Source organism: Streptococcus sp. HMSC071H03, assembly GCF_001813035.1.
Classification (GTDB): domain Bacteria; phylum Bacillota; class Bacilli; order Lactobacillales; family Streptococcaceae; genus Streptococcus; species Streptococcus anginosus.
Window position 1 is genome coordinate 25,714 of sequence record NZ_KV811169.1, and the last position, 10,725, is coordinate 36,438.

General features: G+C 39.7%; 12 protein-coding genes. 8 read left to right on the top strand and 4 right to left on the bottom strand.

The genetic code is table 11. The annotated features are described in order from the left end of the window. From HMPREF2887_RS07310 to gorA, 3 genes are all read right to left on the bottom strand, one after another. On the bottom strand, positions 1-309 hold a 309-nt coding region (locus tag HMPREF2887_RS07310), incomplete at its 3' end, for a GNAT family N-acetyltransferase (protein WP_084740991.1). 154 nt (positions 310-463) lie between these two features. Beyond that, on the bottom strand, positions 464-1,000 hold the full coding sequence (locus HMPREF2887_RS07315) for a biotin transporter BioY (protein WP_021001832.1): 537 nt from the start codon (positions 998-1,000) through the stop codon (positions 464-466). A 497-nt stretch (positions 1,001-1,497) separates the two neighbouring features. Beyond that, positions 1,498-2,847 carry a glutathione-disulfide reductase gene (gene gorA, locus HMPREF2887_RS07320; RefSeq protein WP_021001831.1) on the bottom strand — a complete coding sequence of 450 codons (1,350 nt, stop codon included), beginning with the start codon at positions 2,845-2,847 and terminating at the stop codon, positions 1,498-1,500. Positions 2,848-3,106: 259 nt separating this feature from the next. Here gorA and HMPREF2887_RS07325 point away from each other — a divergent pair, with 259 nt between their 5' ends. Genes HMPREF2887_RS07325 through HMPREF2887_RS07335 form a run of 3 tightly spaced genes read left to right on the top strand, consistent with a single transcriptional unit; the run spans position 3,107 to position 6,214 of the window. Then, positions 3,107-4,261: an efflux RND transporter periplasmic adaptor subunit gene (locus tag HMPREF2887_RS07325; protein ID WP_021001830.1), complete on the top strand. Its 1,155-nt coding sequence runs from the start codon at positions 3,107-3,109 to the stop codon at positions 4,259-4,261. Beyond that, positions 4,245-4,937 (top strand): ABC transporter ATP-binding protein, encoded by a 693-nt coding sequence (locus HMPREF2887_RS07330; protein ID WP_003024078.1) that lies wholly within the window; start codon positions 4,245-4,247, stop codon positions 4,935-4,937. The genes HMPREF2887_RS07325 and HMPREF2887_RS07330 overlap by 17 nt, the downstream gene beginning before the upstream one ends. After that, entirely contained in the window at positions 4,937-6,214 is a 1,278-nt protein-coding gene (locus HMPREF2887_RS07335; protein WP_018543525.1) for an ABC transporter permease, read from the top strand. Before HMPREF2887_RS07330 ends, HMPREF2887_RS07335 begins: the two co-directional genes overlap by 1 nt. 103 nt (positions 6,215-6,317) lie before the next feature. On the opposite strand, the gene HMPREF2887_RS07340 is transcribed toward HMPREF2887_RS07335, so the two are convergent. After that, positions 6,318-6,488 carry a DUF3042 family protein gene (locus HMPREF2887_RS07340; RefSeq protein WP_003024081.1) on the bottom strand — a complete coding sequence of 57 codons (171 nt, stop codon included), beginning with the start codon at positions 6,486-6,488 and terminating at the stop codon, positions 6,318-6,320. A gap of 77 nt (positions 6,489-6,565) precedes the next feature. Here HMPREF2887_RS07340 and miaA point away from each other — a divergent pair, with 77 nt between their 5' ends. The 5 genes from miaA to HMPREF2887_RS07365 form a co-directional block, all read left to right on the top strand. Then, positions 6,566-7,450, top strand: coding sequence for a tRNA (adenosine(37)-N6)-dimethylallyltransferase MiaA (miaA, locus tag HMPREF2887_RS07345; protein WP_057489701.1), 885 nt, complete (start codon positions 6,566-6,568; stop codon positions 7,448-7,450). Next, positions 7,443-8,681, top strand: coding sequence for a GTPase HflX (hflX, locus tag HMPREF2887_RS07350; protein ID WP_003024084.1), 1,239 nt, complete (start codon positions 7,443-7,445; stop codon positions 8,679-8,681). The genes miaA and hflX overlap by 8 nt, the downstream gene beginning before the upstream one ends. Continuing rightward, the gene (locus tag HMPREF2887_RS07355) at positions 8,674-9,303 is read left to right on the top strand and encodes a hypothetical protein (protein WP_057489700.1); all 630 of its coding nucleotides are present in this window, start codon (positions 8,674-8,676) and stop codon (positions 9,301-9,303) included. The genes hflX and HMPREF2887_RS07355 overlap by 8 nt, the downstream gene beginning before the upstream one ends. A gap of 10 nt (positions 9,304-9,313) precedes the next feature. Further along, complete coding sequence (rnz, locus tag HMPREF2887_RS07360; protein WP_057489699.1) at positions 9,314-10,243, top strand: ribonuclease Z; 930 nt, start codon at positions 9,314-9,316, stop codon at positions 10,241-10,243. Positions 10,244-10,289: 46 nt separating this feature from the next. Then, a partial coding sequence (locus tag HMPREF2887_RS07365) for a histidine phosphatase family protein (protein WP_084740994.1) occupies positions 10,290-10,725 on the top strand: 436 nt, incomplete at its 3' end.

Consider the following 10,725-nt stretch of genomic DNA (forward strand, 5'->3'; position numbering starts at 1 on the left):
TTTTTGACCACGAGCATTTTCATCAATACAAAGGTCTTCAATGAAAAGTGTTTTGATAGGTGTCAATACGAGACTGTGTGGTTCTTTAATGATGCAAAAGAGGTGACCCAAGATTTTACCTTCTTCATTTTCATAGACAAAGATTGGTGTATGTTCTTGAGACATCAGTGTTTTCAATTGTTCATCGTTGAATTTGCGACCACTCTCTTGGAAAATGTCTGGTCGGACGTTGTGATGAACAAGCAAGATTTGCTCTAAGAGATTATTGAGTGCTGGAATATCGCTTGGGACTGCTTTTCTAATAGGCATGGTGAGCTCCTTTTGGTGACCGTCGGTTATTTTTTTTAAAATATAATAGGACTGTTGGTCATTTTTGTCAAGAAGAAAATGAAAAAATCTTTTTGAGCAATGTAAAAAGAACCCACAACACGTGAGTTCTAATAATGGGAGTGAGACAACTTTATCAATTTTTAAAGTAGGGATGATCTTTTAAGCTTTTAAAAATAGGTCTACTGATAAAGCTAATTGCAATCAGTTTTATGAAATCTGGTAAAATGAAGGGGATGACTCCGACTGTAATAGCTTTATCAAGTTGAAAACCTGCTAGAAACATTAAACCAAGTACACCACCGACAAAAACCAAAGCATCTCCGAGTAGATTTGATACGAATATCGTTAAAAAGCTGCTATTTTTGGAAGTTAGACTAGCTGTTATTAGGGCGTAGAACAAATAAAACCAGAGATAACCTGCATTGGGACCGACAAGTGCTTGAAATCCACCGCTTCCTCCTGCAAAAACAGGAAGACCGATAGCGCCTAAGAGAAGATAAAGAGCGACTGCTAATAGAGCTTCTTTTCGATGAAAAATAGTAGCCACTAAGCCAATTGCCATATTTTGCAAAGCAAAAGGAACTGGACCGATAGGAATAGTAATCTGAGCAAAAACGGCTATCAAAGCTGCGCCAATTGCTGGTAAAACGAGTGTAAATGATTTTTTCATAATTGTAACCCTTTATTTTATGATATGGTAACTATTATAAAACAAATAAGAGAAATGTCAAGGGTTAAATAAAAAGGCAAAAGCATAGACTGAATTCACCTTTTTATCAAAATATTTACTTTTTCCGCGATATTGCTTTCCTTTTATGTTTACTGCGAAGGAATAATATCAAAAATGCAATTAGTCCAAAGACATTTAAAAAGATAAGTAAGACAGTTGTCAGAATTGTTTTGGTCTTTTGCATAAAAGTACCTCCTCGTAAAATCGCTTTAATATTATCATAACAAACTGTACCTCTTTATTAACTAAAAAATCACAGGAAAAAGGAATCTTACAAAAATGTAAGATTAGCGGATAAAATGAAAGAATAAGTTATGGAATGAGAAGAAGTTATCGTGTAAACTAAAATAGTCAGAGACGTTGGCAGCCATTCTGACTATTGAGATAAAATTGGAAAAACTCTGGGAGGAAGATATTTATGAGAAGCGTCTCTACGATTAACGCATGGTGACAAACTCTTCTGAACCGGTTGGGTGAATGGCGACAGTCGCATCAAAATCTGCTTTGGTAGCTCCCATTTTGATAGCAACTGCAAAGCCTTGAATCATCTCATCAACTCCATAGCCAATTCCGTGGAGACCAATGATTTTCTCATCTATCCCCATTGTAATGAGCTTGAACTTGGCTTGTTGTCGGTGTTGGGTGACAGCTGAATACATGGAAGCAAAGTTAGAAGTGTAAATATGGATACTTTCTGCTCCGTATTGTTGAATCGCCTGCTCTTCGGTCAAGCCAACTGTACCAATCGCTGGGTGAGAGAAGACAACAGTTGGAATGTTAGAATAATCCATTTTAGCTTCAGTTTTTCCATTAAATAAGCGTTCGGCTAAGGTACGACCTGCTTTGATAGCAACAGGGGTTAATTCTTTTTCGCCTGTAACATCTCCTAGAGCATAAATACCCGATGTTGCTGTATTTTGAAATTCGTCAACTGCTATAAAGCCACGAGAATTTAGGGTAACACCAGCCGCCTCTAAATTCAACCCTTTGGTGTTTGCAGTCCGCCCAGTTGCCCAGATGACGTGTTGAGCGGTGTGGCTCGTTCCGTCCTCGAAGGTAATGCGAATCGCTCCGTTTTCAAGTTTTTCAAGCCTTTCTGGTATTTTGTGCGTATGTAGAGTAGGACCTGATTTCTTCATTTCTTCCACAAGACCATCGATGATATAAGAATCAAAATTGCGGAGAGGACGATCTCGACGAACGAAAAGGTCTGTTTTTACACCCAGAGCATGAAGAAGTCCAGCTAGTTCAACTGCGATATAGCCGGCACCAAGAATGGCAACGGATTGAGGGAGTTTTTCCCATGCAAAAACATCGTCAGAGGTTTCACCGAATTCTGCTCCGGATACTGCTGGAATATGAGGGTGAGCACCAGTTGCGATGACAATATGCTTGGCTTGGATAAGCTCGCCGTTGACTTCAACTGTATGGCGGTCTATGAATTTGGCGCGACCTTCAATCAACTCAACGCCATTTCGATTGAAACTATTATTGTAAGAATTGCGGGCACGATCAATATAGGCTTCGCGATTCTTCCGAAGCGTCTTAAAGTCAAACTGCTGATTATCCGAAGTAAAACCATAGTCTGGTCCATAATCACGAATGGCTTCGGCAATCTGGGCGCCATACCACATGATTTTTTTAGGAACACAGCCGCCGTTGACACAGGTGCCCCCTAATTTCTTTTCTTCAATAACGGCAGCTTTTGCACCGTGTTCTCCAGCGCGATTCATGGTTGCAATTCCTCCGCTACCGCCACCAATAGCAATTATGTCAAATGTTCTCATACGAGTCTCCTTTTATCTGTAATATGAAATTATTGTAACGTTTTTGGAAAATGATTGCAAAAATCTGCTACAAAAATTGATGAAAGGCTTGATTATTTGATTGTATTATTGTATTATATATTTAATACAACACAAAATAACTAGAAAGAAGGTAGATGAATGTTAAAAGAGTAAAGGATTTCTTATAGACGTTATCTTATTTTTAATCGTATGTGTTATAATATAAAAAATAGACCGTTTTCATCAGGAGGAGAAAGAGATGAAAAAATTGAAAAAGTGGCAGTTGTACAGCTTGATTGGTGTAACTGTGGTTGTCGTTTTAGGAGCGATAGGTACGATGTTATTGTTTAATGGTAATAGTACTGCTGATAAAGATAAAGAAGAAACGATTCAAGTGCAGAAAGCAAAAGAAGGGTCAGTTGCTTCATCTGTTTTGCTGTCAGGAAATGTTGCAGCTAACAATGAGCAATATGTCTACTATGACGGGACAAAGGGCGATTTGGATAATGTTCTTGTAAATGTTGGAGATCAAGTTACAGCCGGACAAGCTTTAGTTCAATACAAGAGTGTTGAAGCACAAGCTACATATGATGCTGCTGTTCGTGCTTTAAACAAGATTGATCGCCAAATTTATGATTTGAAAACGTATGGAACAACTGTTGATGTGACGGGTGATGAAGCGGCAGATAATAAAACAACTGCGTCTGCACAACGTTCGGTGGATTCTCAATTAAACGATTTGCAGGACAATCGCGCAGATGCTGTGGACAATATCAATAAAGCACAGGCATTACTAGATGCAACGACTGTCACCAGTACAAATAATGGAACTGTAGTAGAAGTCAATCGTGATGTTTCTAAATCTACGACAGGTACTAATCAAACACTCGTTCATATTGTCAATAACGGCAACCTCCAAGTGAAGGGAGAATTATCTGAGTACAATCTGGCAAATCTTTCAGTCGGACAAGAAGTGACGATTACGTCCAAGGTCTATCCAGATAAGAAATGGACTGGGAAAATCAGCTATATCTCAAATTATCCAAAAGACAGTCAAAATACAGCAGCAGCTGGTGCAGGTACTGCAAATTCAGGAGCAAAATACCCCTATACAGTAGATATTACAAGCGAAATTGGTGATTTGAAGCAAGGATTTTCCGTCAATGTTGAAGTAAAAAACAATACAAGAGGGATTCTCGTGCCGGTCAGCAGCGTTGTTTCTGAAAACAATAAAAACTATGTTTGGACACTAGAAAAAGGAACTGCAAAAAAAGTGCAAGTGACACTAGGAAATGCAGATGCTAAAAATCAAGAAATCTCATCTGGTTTGACAAAAGATAGTAAAGTTATCACCAATCCAACAGATAGCTTGAAAGACGGTCAAGAGGTGAAATCGTATGAAGAAACTCATTGATTTAAAAAATGTTAGCAAAAGTTATCGCAATGGAGATCAGGAGCTTCAAGTTTTGAAAGATGTTCATTTAGAAGTTGAAGAAGGTGAATTTGTTGCGATTATGGGGCCTTCTGGCTCAGGAAAGTCAACCTTGATGAATATCATTGGTATGTTGGATCGCCCAACGAGTGGTGAATATTACTTGGAAGGTGAAGAAGTTGCCAAGCTCAGTGAGAAAAAGCTAGCCAAAGTGCGTAATCAGCAGATTGGCTTCGTTTTCCAACAATTCTTCCTCTTGTCAAAATTAAATGCTCTTCAAAATGTAGAACTTCCTTTGATTTATGCAGGGGTTTCTCAATCCAAACGGAAAGCTTTAGCAGAGCAATATCTTAAAAAAGTTGAGTTAGAAACGCGGATGCACCATTTACCATCAGAACTTTCTGGTGGGCAAAAGCAACGGGTGGCTATTGCGCGTGCCTTGGTCAATCATCCCTCCATTATCTTAGCAGATGAGCCGACGGGAGCCTTGGATACCAAGACGGGTGAGCAAATTATGGAATTGCTGACGGAGCTAAATCGTGAAGGAAAAACCATTATCATGGTCACTCATGAGCCTGAGATTGCAGCCTTTGCAAAACGACAAATTGTTATTCGAGACGGTGTCATCTCATCAGACAGTAAGAAAGGAGAAGCATGATGCAGAATTGGAAATTTGCAATCAACTCCATTATGGGGCATAAAATGCGCTCTTTCTTAACGATGTTGGGCATTATCATTGGTGTTATGTCTGTTGTGGTTATTGTGGCTCTAGGAAGTGGTATGTCCAATGCCTTCACAGATGTTTTGGGTGGTGCACAGCAAGATGTTTCCTTATTTTACTCACACAAGAGAAGTAAAAACGGTGATGGTGTTATGACGTATCAAGAGATGCGTGACGATGCTGAAAGTGGAAATGGTGATGAGACAGTTTCGACAGAAGAAGAGCCTCAAATCCAAGAAGTTTGGGTCAAGCAAGCGGTTAATGATATTAGCGGAATTGACAATTATTATGTTACAAATAACACAACCGCTACAGTAAATTATGGTAAGAAAAAGGCGGACAATATTCCTATAACAGGTATCAATTCCACTTACTTTACGGTAAAGAAATACCAAATCGTTGCAGGACGGACATTGAAATCAAATGATTATCAAACATTTGCAAGAGTTGTATTACTGGATACGAAACTAGCTGATATTCTTTTTGGAGGTGCAGATAAGGCGCTCAATCAGATTGTCCAGCTGGGATCTAATAATTACCGTGTGATTGGGGTTTATAAAGATCCGAATGAAACGCGAAATCGCTTAGCCAATATGAACAACGGAAATTTACTAATGGCTAACACTCAGTTGGCAGCTGAATACAATGTTGCTGAGATTATGAATGTCGTGGTACATGTTAAAAAATTAGATGATGTGCTGAAAGACGGAAGCGCAGCTGCGCGCTTGATGACAAAATTGTCTGGTGTGAGAGAAGGCGAGTACCAGATGTTTGATCAAGCCAGTCAATTGGCTGCGATCCAAAGTCAGGTTGCCATTGTGCAAGTGGTTTTTGGAGCGATTGCCGGGATAGCACTTCTCGTTGGTGGTATCGGTGTCATGAATATTATGCTTGTATCGGTAACAGAACGAACCCGTGAAATCGGTCTTCGGAAAGCCCTTGGAGCCACACGTGGTAATATCTTGATGCAATTTGTCATTGAGTCAATGGTGTTGACAGCGATTGGCGGTTTGATTGGGCTTGCTTTAGCAGCTCTTATCGTGGCATCTATCGGTCATAGTTTGGATGCATTTTTCGGAGCTCCACCTACCATTACGACAGTATCTGCTGTCGGAAGTGTGCTCTTTTCTGCAACTATCGGGATTGTTTTCGGTATTTTGCCGGCTAATAAGGCTTCTAAATTGGATCCGATCGAATCCTTGCGTTATGAATAAAAAAACTGTCTTTTATAGTATGAGAAAGAACGTGTAAAAAAACTCCAACAACTACTCATCTTTTAGTGAGTTACTCGTTGGAGTTTTTATAATATATAAGCTATTAGTGTGATACACGTTTGCGAGCTGCTTTTTTACGGTTTTCTTCGATGAAAGCTGCTTTCTTTTCTTCAGGTTCAATCACTTTTTTCTTGAATGTATAAACTGCACCTGCAACAGCAGCAACAGTACCAGCTACGCCAGTTACAACACCTTTAACAAATCCTTTAGCCATGAGATTTCTCCTTTTCTGAACTTTATTTATGTTATAATATATAGTAACGAAAAATTAAATTTTTTTCAAGGGAAAAGATGAAAACTAAGATAATTGTAATTGTAGGACCAACTGCTGTCGGAAAAACAGCTCTCAGCATAGACCTCGCAAAACGTTTCAATGGTGAGATTATTAGTGGTGATAGTCAGCAAGTTTATAGAAAACTGGACATCGGAACGGCTAAAGTCACTCCAGATGAGCAGGAGGAGATTCCTCATTATTTGATAGATGTACGGGAAGTGACCGAGTCTTATTCGGCTTTTGATTTTGTAAAGGAGTCCGAGGCTGCTATTGAGATGATTGTAGCAAAAGGGAAACTGCCGATTATTGCAGGCGGAACAGGACTTTACATTCAAAGTTTGCTGGAGGGCTATCATCTGGGGGGGTCAGCTTCTCATGAGGATATTTTAGCCTATCGAGCTGAACTAGATACCTTGGCTGATGAGGAATTATTTGGCAAAATAGCAGAGCTTGGATTGGAAATTTCCCAGATTAACCGCAGGCGGGCTATGCGAGCGCTGGAAATTGCTCATTTGGGGAATGAACTTGAAAACAAACAGCCTGACTATGAAGCCCTGCTGATTTGTCTGGACGATGATCGAGAGATTCTCTATGAGCGTGTCAATCAGCGAGTGGATCTAATGCTAAAGGCTGGACTTTTAGAAGAGGCGAAGTGGCTCTATGACAACTATCCACATGTCCAAGCCAGCAAAGGAATTGGCTACAAGGAACTTTTCCCCTACTTTGCCGGAGAGTTGGCCTTGGAGGAAGCTATCAATAAACTTAAACAAAACACTCGCCGCTTTGCTAAACGTCAGCTAACTTGGTTTAGAAATCGCATGAATGCTACTTTTTATCAGGTTTCAGATCCGAATGTCAAAGAACGGATTATGCAGGATATAGAGGAATTTTTGAATGATTGAAACAGAAAAACAGCAGGAACGAGTGATCCTTATTGGAGTGGAATTGCAGGGAATAGAAAATTTCTCCATGTCTATGGAAGAATTAGCCAGTTTAGCCAAGACTGCTGGCGCTCAAGTGGTTTCCTCTTACACTCAGAAACGAGAGAAGTATGATAGCAAGACTTTTGTTGGTGCTGGAAAATTAGAAGAAATCAAGCGTATGGTAGAAGCAGATGATATTTCCACCGTCATTGTCAATAATCGTCTGACACCTCGCCAGAATATCAATTTGGAAGAAATTCTAGGGGTCAAGGTTATTGACCGCATGCAATTAATTTTGGATATTTTTGCTATGCGGGCTAGGAGTCACGAAGGAAAACTTCAAGTTCACTTGGCTCAACTTAAATATCTCTTGCCTCGCTTGGTCGGGCAGGGGATCATGCTCAGCCGTCAGGCTGGGGGAATTGGTTCCCGCGGTCCTGGTGAAAGTCAGTTGGAACTCAATCGTCGTAGTGTTCGCAATCAGATCCACGATATCGAGCGCCAACTCAAAATTGTAGAGAAAAACCGCGCAACTGTACGGGAAAAACGTTTGGATTCTAGTGTTTTTAAAATCGGTCTGATTGGTTACACTAATGCTGGAAAGTCTACCATTATGAATGCCTTGACCAACAAGAGTCAATATGAGGCGGACGAACTTTTTGCTACTTTGGATGCGACAACTAAAAGCGTCAATCTGACAGGCAGATTCAATGTAACATTGACGGATACGGTCGGATTTATTCAAGACTTACCAACCGAGTTAATATCTAGCTTCAAATCCACTTTGGAAGAGAGTAAAAATGTGGACCTTTTAGTTCATGTGATTGACGCCAGCAACCCTAACCACGAAGAACATGAAAAAACGGTCTTGGCTATTATGAATGACTTGGATATGCTAGACATTCCTCGCTTGACCCTCTATAATAAAGCAGACAAAGCAGAGAACTTCACTCCAACCTTAACTCCCTATGTCCTGATTTCGGCGAAAAATGAAAATAGCAGAACAGTTTTGCAGAATGCTCTGTTGAATAAGATGAGAGAACTTTTTGTCCCTTTTCGTATCAGGGTTAGTCCTAGCAAGGCTTATAAGTTACATGAATTGGAAAGTCTGGCAATCATTGATAAGAGAGAGTATCTGGAAGAAAGTGAAATGATTTCTGGCTATATAGCAGAAAAAAATAAATGGAGACTAGAAGAATTTTATGACTGATTATATCAATTTAGCGCTTAAATACGGTGGCTTTACGAGTTTAGACCGTATTTACCTAGAAAAGGTTCTGGACAAGCTGTCCGATTCGCAAAAAATGACTTTTATCACGCCACCGCCAAGTGTTATCAATGCGTATTTTTCGGAACTCTATCAAAAAAAGAGTCCGAAAGCTGCAACAACTTATTTTCTAGAACTAAATAAAGAATTGGCTCTTTTTAACGACCATCCTAGCTTTGAGGAGGAAAAACCTTTTATTCGCCTGAATCTTTCAGGTAAATCTTATGGTTTTTGTTTTGAAAACGAAGATGGAATTGGATTAATGTTTCCAGAAATTCCAGAGGTGATTGAACCGGATTTACTCTTTGAAATTGCTCAGCTTTTCCCTCATTATCTCGTTTATGAAGAGGAAAATGTCATTCGGATGGTGCCAGCAATTCCTGAAGAAGTAGTCCAAAAGCAGCCGCTCTCTGCTCTGACAGATCTTTATAAGCTAGCAGATGGTCGCCTGAAACTGGAAGGGTACAATCAGGAAGAGCTGATTCAGTTGGCTCAAGACTATGCTGGTCAGCTTTATTATCGTTCTCAGAATCGCTCTGCGATGATTTATATTAAGAAAAAATAGAAAGAAAAAGATGCAACTACAATTTTTAGGTACAGGAGCTGGTCAGCCTTCTAAGGCTCGGAATGTTTCTAGTCTGGTTTTGAAACTATTGGATGAAATCAATGAAATTTGGATGTTTGATTGTGGTGAAGGAACCCAGAATCGCATTTTAGAGACGACGATTCGTCCCAGAAAGATTAGAAAGATTTTTATCACTCATTTGCATGGGGATCATATTTTTGGTCTACCGGGCTTTTTATCCACTCGATCATTTCAAGCTAATGAAGAGCAAACAGATATTGAAATATATGGACCGGTCGGTATTAAAAGTTTTGTCATGACGAGTCTTCGTGTGTCAGGGTCGCGCCTGCCTTATCGGATTCATTTTCATGAATTTGACGAAAAACACTTAGGGAAAATTTTAGAAACTGATAAATTTACAGTTTATGCAGAGAAACTAGATCATAGCATTTTTTGTGTGGGTTACCGCATTATGCAAAAAGATTTGGAAGGTACGTTGGATGCTGAGAAATTGAAAGTCGCAGGTGTTCCTTTTGGCCCTCTCTTTGGTAAGGTGAAAAATGGAGAAGATGTAGTACTGGAAGATGGGACGAAAATTATAGCAGCAGATTACATTTCAGCTCCACGACCTGGCAAGATTATCACTATTTTGGGGGATACGCGTAAAACGCATGCCAGTGTGCGACTGGCTGTGAATGCAGATGTTTTGGTGCACGAGTCCACTTATGGTAAAGGGGACGAGAAAATCGCCAAGAACCACGGACATTCTACTAATATGCAGGCAGCAGAAGTTGCTAGAGAAGCTGGTGCCAAGCGTCTCCTTCTCAATCATATTAGCGCACGCTTTCTATCAAAAGATATAGGTCAAATGCGCAGAGATGCCAGTTCCATTTTTAAAAACGTTCACTTGGTCAAGGATTTAGAAGAAGTAGAACTATGAATTTTTGGCAAGGATAATTCTTAAAATTTAAAGGAAAGAGGAAATCATGAACATATTATTTGTCAGACATGGGAAAGATTCTGATCAACACAGAGGTGGCTGGAGTCAGCTCGATTTGCTTCCTGAAGGGAAAAGAGAAGCAAAAACGTTAGCAGATTACTTAGTCCAACACAAAGAAGACTATCATTTTACGAAAATGATTACGAGTGATTTAAAAAGAGCTGAGACAACTGCAACAATTTTAGTGGAGGCGCTTCAACTGCCGTTGGAGAAAGAAAGCAGCTTACGAGAAACGAATAATGGTGATTTAGCAGGAATGTTAAATAGTGAAGCTGATCAAAAATTTCCTCGTCTTTATTTTAGAAGTCTTGCAATGGACGAGCATTATCCAAATGGAGAAAGTCCGAGAGAATTTTATCAACGGATAAAAACTTGGTTTCAACGCTTCTTGCAGGAAAATAATAATTCAGATGAGACACAAA

Bases quoted from the DNA above. Each gene is read 5' to 3' on its own strand.
- HMPREF2887_RS07315 (WP_021001832.1), bottom strand. From the start codon at position 1,000: ATGAAAAAATCATTTACACTCGTTTTACCAGCAATTGGCGCAGCTTTG.
- hflX (WP_003024084.1), top strand. From the start codon at position 7,443: ATGATTGAAACAGAAAAACAGCAGGAACGAGTGATCCTTATTGGAGTG.
- HMPREF2887_RS07340 (WP_003024081.1), bottom strand. From the start codon at position 6,488: ATGGCTAAAGGATTTGTTAAAGGTGTTGTAACTGGCGTAGCTGGTACT.
- miaA (WP_057489701.1), top strand. From the start codon at position 6,566: ATGAAAACTAAGATAATTGTAATTGTAGGACCAACTGCTGTCGGAAAA.
- HMPREF2887_RS07325 (WP_021001830.1), top strand. From the start codon at position 3,107: ATGAAAAAATTGAAAAAGTGGCAGTTGTACAGCTTGATTGGTGTAACT.
- gorA (WP_021001831.1), bottom strand. From the start codon at position 2,847: ATGAGAACATTTGACATAATTGCTATTGGTGGCGGTAGCGGAGGAATT.
- HMPREF2887_RS07355 (WP_057489700.1), top strand. From the start codon at position 8,674: ATGACTGATTATATCAATTTAGCGCTTAAATACGGTGGCTTTACGAGT.
- HMPREF2887_RS07335 (WP_018543525.1), top strand. From the start codon at position 4,937: ATGCAGAATTGGAAATTTGCAATCAACTCCATTATGGGGCATAAAATG.
- rnz (WP_057489699.1), top strand. From the start codon at position 9,314: ATGCAACTACAATTTTTAGGTACAGGAGCTGGTCAGCCTTCTAAGGCT.
- HMPREF2887_RS07330 (WP_003024078.1), top strand. From the start codon at position 4,245: ATGAAGAAACTCATTGATTTAAAAAATGTTAGCAAAAGTTATCGCAAT.